The 21041-nt window shown below is 68.0% G+C and carries 22 protein-coding genes; 12 read left to right on the forward strand and 10 right to left on the reverse strand.

Annotated elements, in window-relative coordinates; genetic code table 11:
* Positions 1-119: 119 nt before the first annotated feature.
* From AC1DXX_RS11060 to recA, 3 genes are read right to left on the reverse strand one after another with little or no spacing between them, the layout of a single operon-like run.
* On the reverse strand, positions 120-548 hold the full coding sequence (locus tag AC1DXX_RS11060) for an SRPBCC family protein (RefSeq protein ID WP_478134231.1): 429 nt from the start codon (positions 546-548) through the stop codon (positions 120-122).
* The gene (recX, locus tag AC1DXX_RS11065; protein WP_478134232.1) at positions 532-990 is read right to left on the reverse strand and encodes a recombination regulator RecX; all 459 of its coding nucleotides are present in this window, start codon (positions 988-990) and stop codon (positions 532-534) included. The genes AC1DXX_RS11060 and recX overlap by 17 nt, the downstream gene beginning before the upstream one ends.
* Positions 991-1038: 48 nt before the next feature.
* Positions 1039-2145 (reverse strand): recombinase RecA, encoded by a 1107-nt coding sequence (gene recA / locus AC1DXX_RS11070; RefSeq protein ID WP_478134233.1) that lies wholly within the window; start codon positions 2143-2145, stop codon positions 1039-1041.
* Positions 2146-2291: 146 nt separating this feature from the next.
* On the opposite strand from recA, the gene AC1DXX_RS11075 reads away from it, so the two are divergent.
* Entirely contained in the window at positions 2292-2777 is a 486-nt protein-coding gene (locus tag AC1DXX_RS11075; protein WP_478134234.1) for a MarR family winged helix-turn-helix transcriptional regulator, read from the forward strand.
* Positions 2778-2834: 57 nt separating this feature from the next.
* Positions 2835-3509 carry a response regulator transcription factor gene (locus AC1DXX_RS11080; RefSeq protein WP_354352822.1) on the forward strand — a complete coding sequence of 225 codons (675 nt, stop codon included), beginning with the start codon at positions 2835-2837 and terminating at the stop codon, positions 3507-3509.
* Between the two features lie 22 nt (positions 3510-3531).
* Here AC1DXX_RS11080 and AC1DXX_RS11085 read toward each other — a convergent pair whose 3' ends face one another.
* The gene (locus AC1DXX_RS11085; RefSeq protein WP_478134235.1) at positions 3532-4485 is read right to left on the reverse strand and encodes a hypothetical protein; all 954 of its coding nucleotides are present in this window, start codon (positions 4483-4485) and stop codon (positions 3532-3534) included.
* 149 nt (positions 4486-4634) lie between these two features.
* On the opposite strand from AC1DXX_RS11085, the gene AC1DXX_RS11090 reads away from it, so the two are divergent.
* Entirely contained in the window at positions 4635-6077 is a 1443-nt protein-coding gene (locus AC1DXX_RS11090; protein ID WP_478134236.1) for a sensor histidine kinase N-terminal domain-containing protein, read from the forward strand.
* Between the two features lie 18 nt (positions 6078-6095).
* Here AC1DXX_RS11090 and AC1DXX_RS11095 read toward each other — a convergent pair whose 3' ends face one another.
* The 3 genes from AC1DXX_RS11095 to AC1DXX_RS11105 are packed head-to-tail and all read right to left on the reverse strand — an operon-like array spanning position 6096 to position 7797.
* A complete protein-coding gene (locus tag AC1DXX_RS11095; RefSeq protein WP_478134237.1) occupies positions 6096-6293 on the reverse strand; it encodes a sporulation protein in 198 nt (65 codons plus the stop codon).
* 8 nt (positions 6294-6301) lie between these two features.
* Entirely contained in the window at positions 6302-7114 is an 813-nt protein-coding gene (locus AC1DXX_RS11100) for a biotin--[acetyl-CoA-carboxylase] ligase (protein ID WP_478134238.1), read from the reverse strand.
* A gap of 2 nt (positions 7115-7116) precedes the next feature.
* Positions 7117-7797: an SET domain-containing protein gene (locus tag AC1DXX_RS11105; RefSeq protein ID WP_478134239.1), complete on the reverse strand. Its 681-nt coding sequence runs from the start codon at positions 7795-7797 to the stop codon at positions 7117-7119.
* 85 nt (positions 7798-7882) lie between these two features.
* On the opposite strand from AC1DXX_RS11105, the gene AC1DXX_RS11110 reads away from it, so the two are divergent.
* Positions 7883-10843 (forward strand): DNA topoisomerase III, encoded by a 2961-nt coding sequence (locus tag AC1DXX_RS11110; RefSeq protein WP_478134240.1) that lies wholly within the window; start codon positions 7883-7885, stop codon positions 10841-10843.
* 6 nt (positions 10844-10849) lie between these two features.
* Entirely contained in the window at positions 10850-11830 is a 981-nt protein-coding gene (locus AC1DXX_RS11115; protein WP_478134241.1) for a tripartite tricarboxylate transporter substrate binding protein, read from the forward strand.
* 12 nt (positions 11831-11842) lie between these two features.
* Here the strand turns inward: AC1DXX_RS11115 and AC1DXX_RS11120 are convergent, their stop codons facing one another.
* Positions 11843-12766, reverse strand: coding sequence for a LysR substrate-binding domain-containing protein (locus AC1DXX_RS11120; protein ID WP_478134242.1), 924 nt, complete (start codon positions 12764-12766; stop codon positions 11843-11845).
* A gap of 110 nt (positions 12767-12876) precedes the next feature.
* Between AC1DXX_RS11120 and AC1DXX_RS11125 the strand changes: the two genes are divergently transcribed.
* The 3 genes from AC1DXX_RS11125 (at position 12877) to AC1DXX_RS11135 (ending at position 15104) form a co-directional block, all read left to right on the forward strand.
* Positions 12877-13839, forward strand: coding sequence for a tripartite tricarboxylate transporter substrate binding protein BugE (locus AC1DXX_RS11125; RefSeq protein ID WP_478134243.1), 963 nt, complete (start codon positions 12877-12879; stop codon positions 13837-13839).
* A 103-nt stretch (positions 13840-13942) separates the two neighbouring features.
* Positions 13943-14815 (forward strand): N-formylglutamate amidohydrolase, encoded by an 873-nt coding sequence (locus AC1DXX_RS11130; RefSeq protein WP_478134244.1) that lies wholly within the window; start codon positions 13943-13945, stop codon positions 14813-14815.
* A gap of 97 nt (positions 14816-14912) precedes the next feature.
* Positions 14913-15104 carry a hypothetical protein gene (locus AC1DXX_RS11135; RefSeq protein WP_478134245.1) on the forward strand — a complete coding sequence of 64 codons (192 nt, stop codon included), beginning with the start codon at positions 14913-14915 and terminating at the stop codon, positions 15102-15104.
* Between the two features lie 4 nt (positions 15105-15108).
* Here the strand turns inward: AC1DXX_RS11135 and AC1DXX_RS11140 are convergent, their stop codons facing one another.
* On the reverse strand, positions 15109-15990 hold the full coding sequence (locus tag AC1DXX_RS11140) for a gamma-glutamyl-gamma-aminobutyrate hydrolase family protein (protein ID WP_478134246.1): 882 nt from the start codon (positions 15988-15990) through the stop codon (positions 15109-15111).
* 136 nt (positions 15991-16126) lie between these two features.
* On the opposite strand from AC1DXX_RS11140, the gene AC1DXX_RS11145 reads away from it, so the two are divergent.
* Positions 16127-17182: a sugar phosphate isomerase/epimerase family protein gene (locus AC1DXX_RS11145; protein WP_478134247.1), complete on the forward strand. Its 1056-nt coding sequence runs from the start codon at positions 16127-16129 to the stop codon at positions 17180-17182.
* Positions 17183-17193: 11 nt separating this feature from the next.
* Here AC1DXX_RS11145 and pdxR read toward each other — a convergent pair whose 3' ends face one another.
* The gene (gene pdxR, locus AC1DXX_RS11150) at positions 17194-18669 is read right to left on the reverse strand and encodes a MocR-like pyridoxine biosynthesis transcription factor PdxR (protein ID WP_478134248.1); all 1476 of its coding nucleotides are present in this window, start codon (positions 18667-18669) and stop codon (positions 17194-17196) included.
* Between the two features lie 81 nt (positions 18670-18750).
* Between pdxR and AC1DXX_RS11155 the strand changes: the two genes are divergently transcribed.
* The 3 genes from AC1DXX_RS11155 (at position 18751) to infA (ending at position 20976) form a co-directional block, all read left to right on the forward strand.
* Positions 18751-19995 carry an MFS transporter gene (locus tag AC1DXX_RS11155; protein WP_478134249.1) on the forward strand — a complete coding sequence of 415 codons (1245 nt, stop codon included), beginning with the start codon at positions 18751-18753 and terminating at the stop codon, positions 19993-19995.
* A 389-nt stretch (positions 19996-20384) separates the two neighbouring features.
* On the forward strand, positions 20385-20645 hold the full coding sequence (locus AC1DXX_RS11160; protein ID WP_478134307.1) for a hypothetical protein: 261 nt from the start codon (positions 20385-20387) through the stop codon (positions 20643-20645).
* A gap of 61 nt (positions 20646-20706) precedes the next feature.
* Positions 20707-20976: a translation initiation factor IF-1 gene (infA, locus tag AC1DXX_RS11165; RefSeq protein ID WP_013544282.1), complete on the forward strand. Its 270-nt coding sequence runs from the start codon at positions 20707-20709 to the stop codon at positions 20974-20976.
* Positions 20977-21041: the final 65 nt, after the last annotated feature.

Consider the following 21041-nt stretch of genomic DNA (forward strand, 5'->3'; position numbering starts at 1 on the left):
GGGCACCGGGTGCTCCCCGCAGCGAAATAAAGGAGGAGCGAAGCGGGGGACATTCGCGGAGGGGAGCACCCGGTGGCCTGTGCACGCCCCCCCGAATTCCCCGTGCACCAGTGGCCGAGTCAGCCAGCTTCGAGCAGGTGCCGCAGCGACTGCAGGTCGCGCGCCACCCATTCCGCATCGCGCTCGAAGGCCGCATCGTCCATGTGCGGCTGGCGCAGCAGCGTGAACTGCAGTTCGCAGGCGCCCGGCGCCACACCGATCACGCGGAACGGCAGGTAGACCTCGGGCACGCCTTCGGGCGCGACCCAGTGGTCGAGCACGCCGAACTCGTTGGCCGGCGCAAAGCGCAGGCGGGCTTCGCCATCGGGTGTCGTCGCCACCCAGTGATCGCCATGGCGCACCAGCGCGCTCTTGGCCAGTCCACTGGCCCAGTCGGGCAGGCGCGCCGGGTCGGCGGCCAGTGCGTAGGCGCGGCGCCATTCGCAGGCCACGCGCTGCGTGATGACGCGCGACTGCGCGGCGCTGTTGTCTTCATTCGTCTGCTTCATCGAAGTCGCTCCTGAGGACCTTGGCCACCACCGCGCCCGAAAAGCCGCGCGCCAGCAGGAACCGGGTTTGCCTGGCCCGCTCTTTCGCGTCCGTGGGCGCCGCGTCGAAGCGGCGGCGCCACAGGGCCGTGGCGCGTTCGACTTCCGTGTCCTGCAGGCTGGCCACCGCTTCGGCGATGGCTTCGGGCGCGATGCCCTTGGCCTGCAACTCCTGGCGCACCCGCAATGCGCCCGAGCGGGCGGCACGCTGATTCAGCACCGAGGCCACCACGCGCGGCTCGCTGATGAAGTCCTTGGCCGCCAGTTCGTCGAGCGCGCGGGCCAGCGTGCCGGGTTCTTCTTCGTGCCTGGCCAGCTTGCGCTCCAGTTCCGCGCGCGAATGCTCGCGCTGGCTCAGGAGCCGCAGTGCGCGGCCTTTGAGGGAGGGGGCACCGAAGGCCATCTGGAGGTCGCTCGCGCGGCCCTCGTCGGAGAGAGCCGCATCGGGGCTTTATTCGCCCTTGTCAGCCTTGGGCGCCTTGGCAGGCTTCTCGGCCTTTTCGGGCTCGGTCCCGGCATCGGCCGCCAGCAGCGGAATGCCCAGCGATTCGCGCACCTTGTTCTCGATCTCGCGCGACAGCTCGGGGTTCTCGCGCAGGAACTCGCGGGCATTGTCGCGGCCCTGGCCGATCTTCTCGCCGTTGTAGGCATACCAGGCGCCCGACTTGTCGACGATCTTGGCCGTGACGCCCATGTCGATGATTTCGCCTTCGCGGCTGATGCCCTCGCCGAACAGGATGTCGAACTCCGCCGTCTTGAACGGAGGGCTGACCTTGTTCTTCACCACCTTGACCTTGGTTTCGTTGCCGATGGCCTCGTCGCCCTTCTTGATGGTGCCGATGCGGCGGATGTCCAGGCGCACCGAGGCGTAGAACTTCAGCGCGTTGCCGCCGGTGGTGGTTTCGGGCGAGCCGAACATCACGCCGATCTTCATGCGGATCTGGTTGATGAAGATGACCATGCAGTTGGTCTTCTTGATGGTGGCGGTGAGCTTGCGCAGCGCCTGGCTCATCAGGCGGGCCTGCAGGCCGGGCAGCGAGTCGCCCATTTCGCCCTCGATTTCGGCCTTGGGCGTGAGCGCGGCGACCGAGTCGATCACGATCAGGTCGACGGCGCCCGAGCGCACCAGCGAGTCGACGATTTCGAGGGCCTGCTCGCCGGTGTCGGGCTGGCTGATCAGCAGGTCGGACAGGTTCACGCCGAGCTTCTGGGCGTACTGCACGTCGAGCGCATGCTCGGCATCGACGAAGGCGCAGGTGCCGGCCTGCTTCTGCATGGCGGCGATGACCTGCAGCGTGAGCGTGGTCTTGCCCGACGATTCCGGGCCGTAGATTTCGATCACCCGGCCGCGCGGCAGGCCGCCGACGCCCAGGGCGATGTCCAGGCCCAGCGAGCCGGTGGAGACCACCTGGATGTCCTCGAGGGCCTCGCCTTCGCCGAGCCGCATGATCGTGCCCTTGCCGAATTGCTTTTCGATCTGGGCCAGCGCGGCCTGCAGGGCCTTGGCCTTTTCACTGTTGGCGACCGAGATGCTGGTGCCCTTGACGACTGCGTCCATGTGGAAAACTCCTTGAAGATCAATGGTTTGTGTCGGGTTTCATCCATCTGCTTTTAATCACAGGCTGGATGCTTGAACAGTAGTGTAGGGGCTCATGGGTTTCCGTAAACCCATTTTTTGATCAGTTTGCTTTACCATTCCGGACCATGCCAGAAGCCGCCTTTCCGCCCGATTCCGACGCCTGGCGCCAGACCCACCTGGGCCGCCTGCTGGGCCACGCGATGCGCCGCTTCGACGAGCGCGTGCTGGCGCTGATGGCGCACGACGTCGACGTGCCGCTGGCCCTCTCGAACCTCGCCGCCCGCGCCCAGGTGAGCGCTGCGCACATCCACATCACACGCCATCTGTCGCGCGAGGGTTCGCGCCTGACCGAACTGGCCGAGCGCGCCGGCATGACCAAGCAGGCGATGGGCGCGCTGGTCGACCAGTGCGAGGCCTGGGGGCTGGTCACGCGCGGCCCCGATCCGCTCGACGCGCGGGCGCGGCGCGTGCTCTTCACGGCCGACGGGCTGGCCTGGCTCGACGCCTTCCGCAGCGCGGTGACCCAGGCCGAGCGCGAGTTCCGCAGCAGCGTCGGCGACGAGATCGCCACCGTGGTAACCATCGGACTGGAAGCCTACACAGAGGGCTAGACTCCAAGGCGGAGATCAACGCGCGCCAAGGGGCGCCGACACTGCCGGAGGTGGCCTATGCGGATTCTGATTGCCGAAGACGACCAGGTGCTGGCCGATGCCCTGCTGCGCAGCCTGCGCACCTCGGGCGCGGCGGTCGACCACGTGGCGAACGGCTCGCAAGCCGACACCGCGCTCATGACCCACAACGAGTTCGATCTGCTGATCCTCGACCTCGGGCTGCCCAGCCTGCACGGCATCGAGATCCTGAAACGCCTGCGTGCCCGCGGCTCGCAGCTGCCGGTGCTGGTGCTCACCGCGGCCGACAGCGTGGAAGAGCGCGTCAAGGGCCTGGACCACGGCGCCGACGACTACATGGCCAAGCCCTTCAGCCTGCAGGAGCTCGAGGCGCGCGTGCGCGCCCTCACGCGGCGCGGCATGGGCGCCACCAGCAACGCGATCCGCCACGGCCCGCTGGTCTACGACCAGGCCGGCCGCGTGGCGACCATCGACGGCAAGATGATCGAACTGTCGGCGCGCGAACTCGGCCTGCTCGAGGTGCTGCTGCAGCGCGCCGGCCGGCTGGTGAGCAAGGACCAGCTGGTCGACCGCCTGTGCGAATGGGGCGAGGAGGTGAGCCTCAACGCCATCGAGGTCTACATCCACCGCCTGCGCAAGAAGATCGAGAAGGGCCCGGTGCGCATTGCGACGGTTCGCGGACTGGGCTATTGCCTCGAGAAGATCCCTGGCTGAGCCCTGTCCGCGAGGGGGATCGCTACAACTGCTTGCGAAGGTTCGCGGAGAGCGTGGCGCCAGCGCCGCTCTTGACCAGGAACGAGATCCCCCGGAAATAGCCGTTGCTGTCGAAGTTGCCCGCCGGCACCAGCGATATGACGGCAGGTCCCGCATAGGGCAGGGTGGTATCGAGCTGGCAGGCTGTCTTCGTATCGGTACCGGCGTCGACCGCCGTCATCGTAACGCCGTACATGTTCTTGGACGTGCCGGGCTGCGCCTGTGCCACTGTGCCCGAGATGCTGCAGTTGCCCACCTGCACGCCGGTCGTCTTGCCGGTGAATGCTCCCTTGGCGTCGACTTCGACCGAGATGCTGATGCCGAAGCTGGTGTCCGTGTTGGCCCACTTGCCCACGACACTGTCCTGCGAGACCGCCAGGGCGTTCTCGATCGCGTAGCTCAGCGGCCCGAACGCCGACGACTCGCGCGAACCATAAGCATAGGTCCCGTCCATCGAAACCTTCGGCGAAAAGGTGCCGGAGCCCGTCACGGGAGATGCACCGACGAAGTAGAAGGTCGTGTCCGGATTGAAAGTCCAGTTGAGGCCGGTCGTCTTGATCGACCCCCATAGCGAGCCGACGTTGAACTGCCGCGCGATCGCGCCATCGGCGCCGACGTAGGCGAGGCCGCGCAGCGTGACATAGACGCCTTCGCTGTCGTTGCCCACCGCGGCGGTCGACCCGGCCTGGGGTGCACTCAACGACGGCAGCGCCTCGCTGCCTGGAAGCGGATCGCGATTCGGCGCAGGAGCCGGCGCAGGGGCCGGTGCGGGAGCGGGTGCCGTTGCGACCGGCGGAACCAACGGCAACGGAAATCCACCGCCGCCGCCTCCACCCCCGCCACCGCCCCCACATCCGGTCACCCCGACACCTGCGGCCAACACGGTCGCGGCGATCCACAACGGCTGCGGACAGCCGCCCAACGATTTGTTTTTCATGACTCTCTCCCTGAGATTTTTTGAATTGCAGAAACTGCATGCAGAGACTACAACCGGACACCCATGCGACCGCCCGCGAAGCGGCTCGTTGCAACGGCACTAAGTCACGCGGATTAGAAATTTCTCGCGCCTCATCAGGAACCTGTCCCTTGAAGCTCTTCCAGCGCGCCCAGCGCTCCCTGTTCGGCGAGATCCTCGACTGGATGCTCACGCCGCTGCTGCTGCTGGTGCCGGTGAGCATCGGCGTTACCTGGCTGGTGGCACAGGGCATCGCCAACGCACCCTACGACCGCGCGCTTTCGCACAACATCAAGGCGCTGGCCGAACTGGTGACGGTGAAGCAGGGCCAGACCCAGTTCGTGCTCTCGCAGCCGGCGCGCGAGATCCTGCGCGCCGACGAAGCCGGCCATGTCTACTACCAGCTGCTCGACGGTCACGGCACGCTGCTCGGCGGCGAGCGCGAGCTGCCGCGCCCGAACGTGGACGACCCGCCGAGTCCCGGCGTCGTGCTGCTGAGCAACAGCGAAGTCCACGGAAACCCCGTCCGGGTGGCCTCGCTCTGGATCGCCAGCGGCACCGACGAGGTCCCCCCCACGCTGCTGCAGCTGGCCGAGACGCGCGAGAAGCAGTCCGTGCTCGCCATCGAGATCATCAAGGGCGTGCTGCTGCCGCAGTTCGCGATCCTGCCGCTCGCGGTGCTGCTGATCTGGCTTGCGCTGGTGCGCGGCATCAAGCCGCTGTCGGTGGTGGAGGCGCGCATCCGCGAACGGCGCCCCGGCGACCTGAGCCCGCTCGACGAATCGTCGGTGCCGCTCGAGGTGGTGCCGCTGGTGTCGTCGGTCAACGAGCTCCTGAACAAGCTCAACGACTCCATCGACACCCAGAAGCGCTTCCTCGCCGACGCAGCCCACCAGCTTAAGACGCCGCTCGCGGGCCTGCGCATGCAGGCCGACCTGGCGCAGCGCGAAGGCGCCAATGCCAACGAGCTCAAGCAGTCGCTCAAGCAGATCGGCCGCGCCAGCGTGCGCGCCACGCACACGGTGAACCAGCTGCTGTCGCTGGCGCGCGCCGAAGGCAACAGCGCCAACACCCATCGCCAGCCCTGCGACCTGGCGCGGCTCACGATCGAGGTGGTGCGCGAGGCCGTGCCGCGCGCGATCGAAAAGCGCATCGACATCGGCTACGACGGCGCGGAGGCGGGCGCGCCCGGCGTGGTGTTCGACGGCAACCCGACGCTGTTGAAGGAGCTGGTGCGCAACCTGGTCGACAACGCACTCAACTACACGCCTTCGACCCCCGAGCGCCCCGGTGTGATCACCGCGCGCGTGCTGGCCGATCCCTTCGGCCATGTGCTGCTGCTGCAGGTGGAGGACAACGGCCCGGGCATCGCCGAGTCCGACCGCGAACTGGTGTTCGAGCCGTTCTACCGCGTGCTCGGCAACGAGGCCGACGGCTCGGGGCTGGGCCTGCCGATCGTGCGCGAGATTGCGAACCAGCACCTCGCGCAGATCAAGCTGGAAGACGCGCACCCCGGCAAGCAGCCGCCCGGTGCGCGTTTCACGGTGCGCTTCGATAGCGGGGCACCAGGATGAAACCCGCCCCCTGTGGAATTACGGCGCGGGCGCGCCGGCCTTCGCTTCCTTGCGGATCTGCACCCACTCGGGCTTGATCTGCCGCGCCATGCGCTGCGGCTCGCGCTCGTTGAGGCTCGCCGGCGCGAGGCCGAAACCCACCAGGTCGCCACGCGCCCACAGGAAATAGCCGGCATTGGCCAGCAGCAGGGCGATGAGTAGCAAGCGCAGTTTCATGATGATGTTCAGAAGGCCATGCCGCGAGGGCGCACGCTCACTTCGTCGCTCGTGATCGTTTGCAGGCCCGCGGCCGTGCGCACCTGCAGCTCGCCGCTCCAGGCCACGCCTTCGCAGACGCCCGCAGTACCATCGCTGAGCACCACCTCGCGGCCGCGCAACACGTCGCGCGCCGCAAAGCGCTCGGCAAACTGCGCGAAGCCCTGTGCCTCGAAGGCGAGCACGCTGCGCACCAGCGGTGCGGCCAGTTCGCGCAGCACCTCGGGCGCGGTCGCGTCCGGGCGCCATTGGCGCAGCCAGGCCGGTGGTGTGCGCATGCCGTCGGCCTCGCGTGCGCCGATGTTGATGCCGATACCGATCACCAGATAGCGCTGCGCATCGGGCCCACCGGCGTGCGGCAATGCGGTTTCGATCAGGATGCCGGCCAGCTTGCGGTCGTCCACCCAGAGGTCGTTGGGCCACTTGAGGCCGACCTTGTGTTCGCCCGCAGGGTCGAGGCTTTCGGCCACGCTGACACCGACGGCAAGCGACAGGCCCGACCAGTCGGCCGGCGCGAGCGGCAGGCCGAGCGAGAAGGTCAGCGAGGGCTGCTCTTCCTGCTGCTGCGCGCTCTGCCAGGGCCGGCCGAGGCGGCCGCGACCTGCGGTCTGGCGCTCGGCCACCAGCAGCACGGGCTCGACACGGCCTGCGCGCGCGCGGCGCATCAGCTCGGTGTTGGTGGAGTCGATTTCGGCCACGGCCTCGACCGTGAACCCCGGCAACAGCGGCGCCACCGCCGCGGCGATCCGGTCTTCGAACCAGGCGGCCGTGGTGTTGCTCATGCTCAGTCCTTGTCGGACTTGTCCTTTTTGGACTTCTTCTCGGCCTTTTTGTCGGCTTTCTTCTCAGCCTTTTTGGCTTCCTTCTTCTCAGCCTTTTTCTTTTCAGCCTTCTTCTTCGCCTTTTTCTTCTTTTTCTTCTCTTCGTCCTCGTCCTTGGGTGTCAGCAGCGTGCCGCGGCACTGCTCGGAGCCGCACCAGCAAGGAAATTCGGACAGGAGCTTCGGCGTGTACGGCTCGTCGATGATCAGGCCGTAGTCGTAGTTGAGCTCTTCGCCTGCTGCGATGTTGCGCAGCGCCTTGATATAAACGCGCCCATCGACTTCGTCGGCCTCGCAGTTCGGCTCGCACGAGTGATTGATCCAGCGGGCGGCATTGCCATTGACATGGCCGTCGATCACGCGCCCGTCATCGATGTGGAAGTAGAAGGTGTGGTTCGGCTGGGCCGGGTCATGCGGATGGCGGCGCAGCGCCTCTTTCCAGTTGATGACCTCGCCCTTGTATTCGATCAGCGTTTCGCCTTCGGCCAGGTCCTGTACGGCAAACACGCCGTTGCCATGGACGGTGGAACGGCGCGTCTGGATGCGGCGGCCGCTGGGCCGCCTCGAGGCAGGCCGCGCCTCCCCCTCGGGGGGATGAAGGGCTTCCGTGTCGCGGCCGCCGGAAAGTGGGGATTTGGAAGGCATCGCCGAAGTCTGTTAGTTTGAATATGCACACATGCGCGTGTGCGCGTGCGCACGCGGGAAGCCGCAGAGTATAGAGAGCCCTCAGATGACAAAGACTTTGGTAATTGCAGAAAAGCCGTCGGTGGCACAGGACATCGTCCGTGCACTCACGCCGGTGGCCGGCAAATTCGACAAACATGACGAGCATTTCGAGAACGACAGCTATGTCGTGACCAGCGCTGTCGGTCACCTGGTCGAAATCCAGGCGCCCGAGGAGTTCGACGTCAAGCGCGGCAAGTGGAGCTTCGCCAACCTGCCGGTGATTCCGCCGCATTTCGACCTGAAGCCGGTCGACAAGACGAAGACGCGCCTGAACGCCGTGGTCAAGCAGGCCAAGCGCAAGGACGTGACGCAGCTCATCAACGCCTGCGACGCGGGCCGCGAGGGCGAGCTGATCTTCCGCCTGATCGAGCAATACGCCGGCGGCAAGAGCCCGCTGGGCAAGCCGGTCAAGCGCCTGTGGCTGCAATCGATGACGCCGCAGGCGATCCGCGACGGCTTCGACGCGCTGCGCACCGAGAAGCAGATGCAGGGCCTGGCCGATGCCGCGCGCTCGCGCTCCGAGGCCGACTGGCTGGTGGGCATCAACGGCACGCGCGCCATGACGGCGTTCAATTCGCGCGACGGCGGCTTCTTCCTGACGACCGTGGGCCGCGTGCAGACGCCAACGCTGTCGGTGGTGGTGGAGCGCGAGGAGCAGATCCGCAAGTTCGTCTCGCGCAACTATTGGGAAGTGCACGGCAGCTTTGCGGCCGAGGCCGGCGAGTACCCGGGCAAGTGGTTCAACCCCGACTGGAAGAAGGCCAACGCGCCGCTTCTCGCGAATGGAGAACCGGACCCTGAACAACGGGCGGACCGCGTCTGGCACGAGCAGGAAGCGCTGGCCATCGCCAACGCCTCGCGCGGCAAGCCCGCCACCGTCACCGAAGAGAGCAAGCCCACCACGCAGGCATCGCCCGGGTTGTTCGACCTGACCTCGTTGCAGCGCGAGGCCAACGGCCGCTTCGGCTTCAGCGCCAAGACCACGCTGGCGCTGGCGCAGAGCCTGTACGAACGCCACAAGGCGCTGACCTACCCGCGTACCGATTCGCGCGCGCTGCCCGAAGACTATCTGCCGGTGGTGAAGCAGACCATGGAGATGCTCGCCGAGAGCGGCATGAAGCACCTGGCGCCGTTCGCCAAGCAGGCGGTCGACGGCAACTACGTCAAACCCAACAAGCGCATCTTCGACAACGCCAAGGTGTCGGATCACTTTGCGATCATCCCGACTCTGCAGGCCCCGAGCGGCCTGAGCGAAGCCGAGCAGAAGCTGTATGACTTCGTGGTGCGGCGCTTCATGTCGGTGTTCTTCCCGAGCGCCGAGCACCAGGTGACCACGCGCATCAGCACGGTCGAGCAGGGCGGCAAGAAGTATCCGTTCCGCACCGACGGCAAGGTGCTGGTGAAGCCGGGCTGGCTGGCGATCTACGGCAAGGAAGCGCAAGACGACGAGAAGGAAGACGACAAGGACGGCAAGCGCCTCGTGCCGGTGAAGCCGGGCGAGATCGTCAAGACCGAGTCGGCCGACATCAAGGGCCTGAAGACGCGCCCGCCGGCTCGCTACTCGGAAGCCACGCTGCTCGGCGCCATGGAAGGCGCCGGCAAGACCATCGACGACGACGAGCTGCGCGAGGCCATGCAGGAGAAGGGCCTCGGCACGCCAGCCACGCGCGCCGCCACCATCGAAGGGCTGATCGCCGAGAAGTACATGCTGCGCGAAGGCCGCGAGCTGATCCCGACCGCCAAGGCCTTCCAGCTCATGACGCTCTTGCGCGGTCTGGGCGTGGAAGAACTCTCCAAGGCCGAGCTGACCGGCGAATGGGAATACAAGCTCGCGCAGATGGAGAAGGGCGCACTGAGCCGCGACGCCTTCATGCGCGAGATCGCCGAGATGACGGAGCACATCGTCAAGAAGGCCAAGGAATACGACCGCGACACCGTGCCGGGCGACTACGCGACACTCTCGACGCCGTGCCCCAACTGCGGCGGCGTGGTGAAGGAAAACTACCGCCGCTACGGCTGCACCGGCAAGAGCGGCACGGGCGAGGACGCCTGCGGCTTCTCGTTCGGCAAGTCGCCGGCCGGACGCACCTTCGAGGTGGCCGAGGCCGAGGCGCTGCTGGCCAACAAGCACATCGGTCCATTGGAAGGCTTCCGCTCCAAGGCGGGCTGGCCCTTCACCTCCGAGATCATCCTCAAGTTCGACGAGGAAGCGAAGAACTGGAAGCTGGAGTTCGACTTCGGCGACGACAAGAATGGCGACACCGGCGAGATCGTCGACTTCAGCGAGCAGGACACGGTGGGCCCATGCCCGGTCTGCGGCGCGCCGGTGTTCGAGCACGGCAGCAACTACGTCTGCGAGAAGTCGGTGCCGACCACCGCGCAGCCCACACCGAGCTGCACCTTCAAGACCGGCAAGATCATCCTGCAGCAGCCGGTGGAGCGCGCGCAGATGGAAAAGCTGCTCGCCACCGGCAAGACCGACCTGCTCGACAAGTTCGTGAGCATGCGCACCCGCCGCGCCTTCAAGGCCTTCCTGACGTGGAACGCCGAGGAGGGCAAGGTGACCTTCGAGTTCGCGCCGCGCGAAGGCGGCAGCAAGTTCCCGCCGCGCAAGACCTTCGGCAAGGCGCCCGCGGGCAAGACCGCTGCGGCCAAGAAGGTCGCGGCGAAGAAGACACCTGCCGCCAAGAAGGCGCCGGCCGCGAAGAAGGCCGCCGCGCCGCGCAAGCCGGGCGCAGGCCTGAAGCCGAGCGATTCGCTGGCCGCGGTGATCGGCGCCGACCCGGTGGCGCGCACCGAGGTCATCAAGAAGCTGTGGGACTACATCAAGGCCAACGGCCTGCAGGATGCGGCCAACAAGCGCGCGATCAACGCCGACGCCAAGCTCAAGCCGGTGTTCGGCAAGGACCAGGTGACGATGTTCGAGCTCGCGGGCATCGTGGGCAAGCACCTCTCGGCGCCCTGAAGACGCATGCAGCGCCGATACCTTGCCGCCAGCCTGGCCGCAGCGATGCTGCTGGGCGGCGCGGGCCTGGCCCAGGCCGCCGCGTGGCCTGACAAGCCCGTCAAGCTGGTCGTGCCTTTCCCGCCGGGACAGGCCACCGACATCTTCGCCCGCGCACTCGCCGAACAGCTCGGCAAGCGGCTGGGCCAGCCCGTGATCGTCGACAACAAGGCCGGCGCGGGCAGCAACATCGGCACCGAATTCGTGGTGCGCGCGCCGCCCGACGGCTACACGCTGGTGGTGGCCGGCAGCGCGATGGCGGTGAACCAGACGCTCTATGCCAAGCCGGGCTTCGACCCGCGCCGCGACCTGGTCGGCATCTCGCTGATCGCGAAGGTGCCGCTGGTCTTTCTCGCGACGCCCGAGAGTGGCATCCGCACGCTGGGCGACCTCACGGCGCGCGCCAGGGCCGAGCCCGGCCGGCTGAGCTACGCCAGCGCGGGCATCGGCGGCACACAGCATCTCTCGGGCGAGATGTACAAGTCGGCAGCGCATGTGTTCATCACGCACATTCCGTACCGGGGCAGCGGCCCGGCGCAGTCGGATTTCCTGGGCAACCAGATTCCGCTGATGGTCGATTCGGTGACGGCCGCGCTGCCGCACATCAAGGCGGGCAAGGCGATTGCGCTCGCGGTGACCTCGGCGACGCGCTCGTCGCAGCTGCCCGAGGTGCCCACCGTGCGCGAAAGCGGCGTGGCCGGCACGAAGAACTTCGAGGCCGTGGGCTGGCTCGGCCTGATGGCGCCGCGCGGCACGCCGCCCGAGATCGTGGCGCGGCTGAACCACGAGGTGACGGACATCCTGAAGAGCGAGCAGATGGCGCGCTTCATCCGCGACCGGGGCTCCGAGCCCGCGCCCACGAGCGGGCCCGAATTCGACCGCTTCGTGGCGAGCGAGATCGGGCTCTGGGGTGCGGCGGTGAAGGCCTCAGGCGCCAAGCCCGAGTAGCCCGCGGCCGGGTCAGGGCGGGGCGGGCACCGCCTCCCCGCCGCGGTCGACCTCCGCCAGCAGCCAGCTGCGGAAGTGGTCGAGGGTGGCCAGCTGGCCGCGTCCTTCGGGATAGCAGAACCAGTAGCCCTCGTTGCCGCGGTAGCCGCCGCCCGGCAGCGGCTCGTCGACCAGCCCGGAAACGATCTCGTCCTGCACGAGGCAGCGCGGCACCAGGGCCACGCCCATGCCCACCATCACCGCGCGGATCATGGTCTGGAACTGGTCGAACTGCGGACCGGCGAGCGGGTCGAGTCCGCGTACGCCGTGCGCCTCGCTCCATTGCACCCACGATTGCGGCACGGTCACGTGGCGCAGCAGCGTGCAGCGCGCCACGTCCTGCGGTGTGCGGATGACGGCTTCGGCCTGTGCCGCGCGCGGCGCGATCAGCGCCACGTCCTGCCCGGCCAGGTAGTGCGAACGGGCGCCGGGCCAGTGGCCGTCGCCGAACAGGATGGCGCAGTCCAGCTCGGGCCGCTCGAAGTCGTAGCCGTGCACGAAGGGCACGAAATGCAGCGTGATCTGCGGGTGGCGTCGCTGGAAATCGGGCAGGCGCGGAATCAGCCACTTGGCGCCGAAGGTGGGCAGGGTGGAGAGGTGCAGTGCGCCGCCGCCGTCGCCGCTGGTGATGAGTTCCAGCGTGGCGGCCTCCAGCTGCGCGAGCGTGGCGCGCACTGCCTTCTCGTAGCGTTCGCCCGCGGGGGTGAGGGCCAGCCGCTTGCGGCTGCGTTCGAAGAGCGGTGCGCCGATCCAGCGCTCGAGCTCCTGCACCTGCTTGCTGACCGCGCCCTGCGTGAGGTGCAGCGCCTCGGCCGCGCGCGAGACGCCGCCGAAGCGCACCACCGTCGAGAAGGCGCGCAGCAGGTTCAGAGGCGGGTTGAGGCGGCGAAGGGACATGGCCGGATGCCCATTAAATCATTCCAGATTGGAATGATAGCGGGTATATCCTTTGCTTGAAGTGATGCAGCAAATCGCTCCACCACTCTCTGTCTCATTGGAAGAATCCCATGCAACGTCGCCATTTCCTCACCACACTGGCCGCCGCCTCTATCGCTCCTGGAATATCCTTTGCCCAAGGCAAGCCGATCCGGATGATCGTGCCGTTCCCGCCCGGCGGTGCCACCGACATCACGGCGCGCGTGTTGTCCGAACCCCTCGCGAAGATCCTCCAGCAGCCCGTGGTGATCGACAACCGCGCCGGCGCCGGCGGCTCCATCGGCATGGCCGAAGTGGCCCGCTCCGCGCCGGACGGCCTGGCTTTCGGGGTGGCGACGCTCTCCACCCACGGCGTGAACCCGGCCGTCTACCAGAAGCTGCCCTACGACCCGGTCAAGGGCTTCGTCGGCGTGACCGAACTGGTGAAGGCGCCGGGCGTGATCGTCATCAACCCGCAGGTGCTGCCGGTCAAGAGCTTCGCCGAACTCGTGAAGTACCTGAAGGCGAACCCGGGGAAGGTGTCGTACGCCTCGCCGGGCAACGGCACCATCGGCCACATGTGGGGCGAACTCTTCAAGAGCAGCACCGGAACCTCGATGGTGCACATCCCCTACCGCGGTGCGGGCCCCGCCATCAACGACGTGCTCGCGGGCCAGGTGCCGGTGTACTTCGACCAGGTCGCTTCCTCGCTGCCGCATGTGAAGGCGGGCAAGCTGAAGGCGCTGGCCGTCTCCTGGAGCGGCCGGCTCGACGTGCTGCCCGAGGTGCCGACCTACGGCGAGCTGGGCTACGCGGCCAACAACGATCCGTCGTGGTTCGGCCTGGTGGCACCCGCGGGCACGCCGGCCGACATCGCGCTGCGCATGCAGCAGGCCGTCGTCACCGCGCTGAAGGACGCCTCGGTGCGCGAGCGTCTCTCGCTGCAGGGGCTGTACGCCTCGGGCACCACGCCGGCCGAGTTCACGGCACAGGTCGCGAGCGAGATCGAGAAGATGAAGAAGGTGGCCGCCTTCGCCCGCATCCGATTGGACTGACCCCGATATATGAACCCCCACGCTCATCACTTCGTGTATTCGCAGCCCCCCGAGGGGGCGCAGGCCTCCCTTGGGGCGGCCCGGCGAGAGGCCTGAACTGCCTATGCATCCTGTTCTGAAACTGATTCAAACCCGCGCCCAGGTGACGAGCGTCGCCGGGCACACGCCGCTGGTGCTGGACTCGCCGCACAGCGGCACCGTCTACCCCGAGGACTTCCGGCCCGTGTGCGACCTCGCCACGCTGCGCCGGGCCGAGGACACGCACGTCGAGAAGCTCTATGCCTTCGCGCCCGCCATGGGTGCGGCCTGGATCGAAGCCCACTTCCCACGCAGCTACCTCGATGCCAACCGCGACACCGCCGAGCTCGACACCGCGCTGCTCGACGGCCCCTGGACCGAGCCCCTGTCGGCCGACCCGCGCGTGCTCGCCAAGGTGCGGCTCGGCAAGGGCCTGGTCTGGAAGCTCACGGACGAGGGCCTGCCGGTCTACGACCGCCTGCTCACGGTGGACGAGGTGCGCCATCGCATCGACAGCTGCTGGCGGCCGTACCACGCCGCGGTGGCGCAGGCCATCGACGCGGCCCACGCGCGGCACGGCTACAGCATCCACATCAACTGCCACTCGATGCCGGCGATTGCGGGCAGCCACGCCACGGACTTCCCGGGCCTCGCGCATGCCGACTTCGTGATCGGCGACCGCGACGGCAGCACCGCCGACCCGGCGCTGTCGCAGAAGCTCTGCGCGCACCTGCGCGCGCTGGGCTACAGCGTGGACTACAACCATCCCTACAAGGGCGTGGAGCTGGTGCGCCGGCACGGCCGGCCGGCGGAGAACCGGCACAGCATCCAGGTCGAGATCAACCGCAGGCTCTACATGGACGAGGCCACGCTGGCGCTGGACGAGGCCGGCGCGGCGCGGCTCGGGAAGCACCTGCGGTCGATGGTCGAGATGCTGATGGCTGCCGACCCGCGCTGATCAACAATCAACCCTGCCGCCGGCGGGTGTGTTGTTACAGGGCCGAAAAAGCGCCGGCCTATAGTGGCCGCAGTCTCACCATTGCCTGRAGTTTTCCGTGAAGCCATTCATTGCAGCAGTTCTCGCCATCGCGATGGGCGCCCTGGCGGCGGGCTGTGCCGGCACGGGGCCAGCGGGCAGCGGTGGCAGCGGTGACCGCGCCACCTCGTCATCGGGCAGCGGCGTCACGGTGTTCGGCACCATCGACGCCGGCGTCAGCGGCAGCACGAACCGCTCCGACCGACGCTGATCCGTCAGCGCCGCAGCAGCGCCTGGCGCAGCACCCGCGCCGCGCGGTCGCGGATCTTGCCGGGGCCGGAGCGCGGCAGTGCCTTGGGCGCGACCTTCGCGGTGGCGCAGGCCCACAGGAAGTCATGCAGGATGGGCGAGTCGTCGACCGTCTCGGTGCTGCCGTACTTGTGGAATTCGGGGTGCCACTGGGTCGCGGCGATGTAGCTGCGGCCCTTGTCGGACCGGCGGCGGATGGCCTCGGGCACGCGGTCGGGCAGGCTCCAGGCCTCGACCTCGAAACCCGGCGCGAGCCCCTTGATGCCCTGGTGGTGAATGCTGTTGACGCGCGCCGTGTCCACCTGCGGAAAGAGCTTCGACAGCCGCGTGCCCTTCACGATTTCGATCTGGTGGAAGTTCTGGTCGTAGGTCACCGGGTCGCGGTGGCGCAGCCCGTTGGGGTGCTGGGCCTCGATGTCCTGGTAGAGCGTGCCGCCGAAGGCGACGTTGATGAGCTGCAGCCCGCGGCACACGCCGAAGATGGGCTTGCCGGCCTGCTCGAAGGCTTCGACCAGTGCCAGGTCGTACAGGTCGCGGATCTGGTCGCCGATCCAGGCGTCCTTGAGCGGCACCTCGCCGTAGCTGCCGGGCCAGACGTCGGCGCCGCCGTGCATCACCACGCCGTCGAGCCATTCCGCATAGTGCGAGAGCTTGGTGTCGCCGCGCGCGGTTTCGCCGGTGGGGCAGGGCACCATCACGACCATGGCGCCGGCGGACATGAGCCAGTGGGCGATCGACTGCTCGACGTACTGCAGCGTCTTGTTGGTGAAGAGCGATCGAGCCGGGTCGGCGTGCGAGAAGCAGGCGGACAGGCCGATCTTGAGCCGGGCGGAAACGGGTTGCGTCATCGCGGGACTGTCAGCGCGAACTGAGCGAGAGGTGCGAAAAGGAAAGTCCATTGTGGCTCGTTGGCCTCTCGCACGGGGTCGGACGACACGCCAAGTATGCTTTCAACGCCGCCACGGCGCATAAGGAAGACAAGCCATGAAAACGATCAAGGGCCCGGGCATTTTTCTGGCCCAGTTCGCGGGAGACACCGCCCCCTTCAACTCGCTCGACGCCATCGCCGGCTGGGCGGCCGGCCTGGGCTACAAGGGCGTGCAGATTCCGAGCTGGGATGCACGCCTGTTCGATCTGAAAAAGGCCGCCGGGAGCAAGACCTACTGCGAGGAGGTCAAGGGCACGCTGGCGAAGCACGGGCTGGAGATCACCGAGCTCTCGACCCATCTGCAGGGCCAGCTGGTCGCGGTGCATCCGGCCTACGACGCGGGCTTCGACGGCTTCGCGGCACCCGAGGTGCGCGGCGACCCGGTGCGGCGCCAGCAATGGGCGGTGGAGCAGTTGCACTTCGCGGCCAGGGCCTCGGCCAATCTCGGCCTCACGGCGCATGCGACCTTCTCGGGCGCGCTCGCCTGGCCGTACCTCTATTCGTGGCCGCCACGCCCGCCGGGACTGATCGAGGAAGCCTTCGACGAACTCGCGCGCCGCTGGCGCCCGATCCTCGATGCCTTCGATGCCGCGGGCGTGGACGTGGGCTACGAGATCCACCCCGGCGAAGACCTGCACGACGGCGTGAGCTACGAGATGTTCCTCGAGCGCGTGAACAACCACCCGCGCGCCTGCCTGCTCTACGACCCGAGCCACTTCATGCTGCAGCAGCTCGACTACCTCGCCTACATCGACCACTACCACGAGCGCATCAAGATCTTTCACGTGAAAGACGCCGAGTTCAACCCGACCGGCAAGCAGGGCGTGTATGGCGGCTTCCAGAGCTGGATCAACCGGGCAGGGCGCTTCCGCTCACTGGGCGACGGGCAAGTGAACTTCAAGGCCATCTTCTCGAAGATGGCGCAATACGACTTCCCGGGCTGGGCGGTGCTCGAATGGGAGTGCTGCATCAAGCATCCCGAGGACGGCGCGCGCGAAGGCGCGGCCTTCATCGCCGACCACATCATCCGCGTGGCCGACCGGGCCTTCGACGACTTCGCGGCGGGCGGCGTCGACGTGGCCGCGAACCGGCGGATGCTCGGGATCGGTTGAAGCCCCTTCTTTCAGAGCAGCGCCACGAGCCGCCGGATCGCGCCGTCGATCTGCGATTCGCCGATCAGGCCGTAGCCGAACGCGAGGCCATTGGGCGCGTCGGGCGCCTGCGGGTCCAGCGCGAAGCGTGAAAGCGGCGGCAGGGTGATGCCGGCTGCGGCAGCGCGCGCGACCACGGTGTGGTCGCGCGTGCCGGTGCGCAGCCAGGCCGACAGGTGCAGCCCCGCGTCGGAGGGAATCACWTCGAGCCGCCCCGCGCCATGCCGCGCCAGCGCCTCGCGCAGCGCGGTGCGCCGCGCCCCGTAGATCTTGCGCATCTTGCGGATGTGGCGCGCGAGGTGCCCTTCGGCGATGAAGGCGGCCAGCGCTTCCTGCCCGAGCACCGGCCCATGCCAGTCGGCCAGCTCGCGCGCCCGCACCAGCGCGGCGCGCGCCCATGGCGGCGCCACCACGAAGCCCAGCCGCAGTGCGGGGAACAGGCTCTTCGAGAAAGTGCCGACGTAGCAGACCGACTCGGCCCGGTCGAGCGTCTGCAGCGCATCGAGCGGGCGGCCGGCGAAACGGAATTCGCTGTCGTAGTCGTCCTCGATGACGACCGCGTTGCGCGCCCGCGCAAAGGCCAGCAGCGCCGCGCGCCGCTGCGGCGACATCACGACGCCAGTGGGGAACTGGTGCGAGGGCGTCACGCAGATCACGCGCACCTCGGGCGGCAGGCGCTCGACGCACAGGCCTTCGGCGTCGGTCGGCACAGTGACCACCTTCGCGCCCGCGGCCGTCAGGGCCTCGCGCAGCGAAGGATAGAAGAGCTGCTCGACCGCGACCACGGTGCGCCCCGGCACGACGAGGATGCGCGCGAGCAGCCCGAAGGCCTGCTGCGCGCCGGCCGTGACCACGATGTCGTCGGCGGTGCAGCCGACCGCGCGCGTGAACGACACATGCTTGGCGATCGCCTCGCGCAGCGCGGCTTGGCCTTGTGGGTCGGCGTAGTCGGCCGGCTCGCGCGAGATGCGGCGCAGCGCGCGGTCGGACAGGCGGCGCCAGATGTCGAAGGGAAAGGCGCCGGTGTCGGGCAGGCCGACGCGGAAGTCGTCGCGTGCGCGCTGGGGTTGCAGCGTGGGCGCGAGATCGGCGCCCGGCACGTTCAGCGGCACCAGCCGCGGGTCGCGGCGGGCAGGCCGGGAAGGCGGGACAGAAGCGCCTTTGACGACCCGGCCGCGACGCGACTGCGGCAGCGTGTCGGCCACATAGGTGCCGGCGCCGGGGCGCGCCAGCAGATAGCCCTCGCTCAGCAGCAGGTCGTAAGCCGCGAGCACGGTGTTGCGCGACACGCCCAGCCGCTGTGCGAGCGCGCGCGTGGCGGGCAGGCGCGCGCCGGGCTGCAGCCGGCCGTCGAGGATGGCGGCGCGCAGCTGCCGGTGCACCTCGCGCAGCAGATCGCGCGAGCCGGCGCCCGGCAGGCGGATGGCGAGTTCGAAAAGTGGCTCCATGAACTTCGCCAATTGTGGTTCTTTTGAAGAGCCAATCGCAAGCCTATTCTGAAGGCCTCAGAACGCTCACCGGAGTCCCGCATGAACACCGATCCCGCCATTGCCCCGCAGCCGCAGCCCGCCGAACGCCTGCCCCTCGGCCTGGCCTGGCTGGCATTGGGCGCCTTCGCCATCGGCACCGAAAGCTTCATGGTCGCCGGCCTGCTGCCGGCGCTGGCGGCCGACCTGCAGGTGAGCGCCACGCGCGCCGGGCAGTTGGTGCTGCTGTTCGCGCTGAGCTACGCCATCGGCTCGCCGCTGATGGCCGCGCTGTGCGCGCGCTTCGGCCGGCGGCCCCTGTTGATCGCCAGCCTCGCGGCCTTCTCGGGCCTCACGCTGGCCGCCTCGATGGCGCAGGGATTCGCCCAGTTGGCGCTGGCGCGGGTCGCACTGGGCCTGGTGGCCGGCGTGTTCCTGCCGACCGCGAGCGCGGTGGCGGCAGCCATGGTGTCGCCTGCCCTGCGCGGCCGGGCGCTCGCCATCGTGACCGGCGGCGGCACGGTGGCGGTCGCGCTCGGCGTGCCGCTGGGTGCCTGGATCGCGGGCTGGGGCGGCTGGCGCACGGCCTACCTGCTGATCGCCGCGGTGGCGGCGCTGGCGACCTGGGGCCTGGCCATCGGTTTGCCGCGTGGCCTGGCATCGGCACCGGCCGCCGCGCGCACGCCGTCCTTCTCGGTGGCCCGCGAGCCCGGCGTGCTGCCGGCGCTGTTGACCACCATGCTGTGGGCCACGGGCGGCTTCAGCTTCTACACCTACATCGCGCTGTTCCTGTCGGGCACGCTGGGCTTCGGCGCCGAGGGCGTGAGCGCCGTGTTCTGCGCCATCGGGGTGGCGGCCGCATTCGGCACCGCGGCCGGCGGCTGGGCCACCGACCGCTTCGGTGCCGACCGCGTGGCGCAGGGCTTCGCGCTGATGCTGGTCGCGATCCTGGGCGGACTCTCGTTCTCGGCGCAGATGCTGCCGCGCGGCCTGGCGCTGCCGCTGATCGTCGGGCTTTCGACACTCTGGGGTTTCGCGGGCTGGGGCTTCGGCCCGGCACAGGCGGTGCGGCTCATTCGCCTCGCGCCGGACCGCGCGCCGATGACGCTGTCGCTCAACGCCTCGGCGATCTACCTCGGCATCGCGGCTGGCTCGGCGCTGGGCGGCATGGTGATCGACCTCATCGGCGTGAGCGCGGTGGGCTGGGTCGGCGCGGCCTGCCAGCTCGCTGGACTGGGCCTGATGTTGCGCGCAGCCCACAAGTCGCGGGCCGCGCTTTCGTCGTCGACATCGCCGTTTGCTGCCTGACAGCACCATGTCGCGCTATATTTTCAATAGCAAACATTGCAGGAACGACCGTCCCTTGCAGCGCGATCCCAGCTCGGCTTGCTTTTAAGACGAGCAACTGTCATGCCCGTCAAGCTATAATGGCGGGTTCGTTTCGATACCACGACGAAGCACTTCGTCATTACGCCGGCTGACCTGTACTGTCCCTTGGATTTTCCAGGCCCCCTCACTTTCAGCCGGCTTCACAGTGTGTTGGAGCGCCAGACCGGGCGCCCATGATTGCCACCACTGCCTTCGTTCTTGTTGAAGCGAATAGCGCGTCCGCCGCGCCGTTCCGGCCGGCCCACGCCCGTTTTCAATTATTTTTCAGGCACTTCGCGTCCAATATTCGCGCGCTGTGCCAAGGCTTCATGGACATCATTCAACACAGTATCGCGGTGGGCAAGTACCTTGTTTCCCCGCTCATTCGACACCAGGACGACGGCAACTTCGCCGCATCCGTCTCGATCCGCTCCGGCCACGGCAGCGGCATGCACGACCGCGTGATGCGTTTCACGCCGCGCTTTGCCAGCCACGCCGCCGCCGCACGCTATGCAGTCTCGGAGGGCCTCGGCTGGGTGCGCGAACGCCATCCACGCCGCGCTCCGCTCGCTTTGCAGTGCGCAGGCTGAAACAATCACGCCCATCTTCATATCCAACACACATCGAACGAGAATTCAGAGGTAATCACACATGCCCAAGGAAGAACTGATCGAAATGAACGGCGCAGTGACCGAAGTCCTGCCCGACTCGCGCTACCGCGTGACGCTCGACAACGGCCATCAGCTGATCGCCTACAGCGGCGGCAAGATGCGCAAGCACCACATCCGCATCCTGGCGGGTGACAAGGTGTCGCTCGAACTCTCGCCTTACGACCTGACCAAGGGTCGCATCACCTTCCGTCACCTGGAGCGTCGCGGCCCGCCGCCGACCTCCGGCGGCAACAACTCACCCCGCCGCTGATCCGCGACTGACGAAAAGCCTTGCGGCGCCTCGTAACAGGCGCCGGCAAGGCTTTTGTTTTTTTG

Source organism: Variovorax sp. P4_B10 (genome assembly GCF_056402375.1).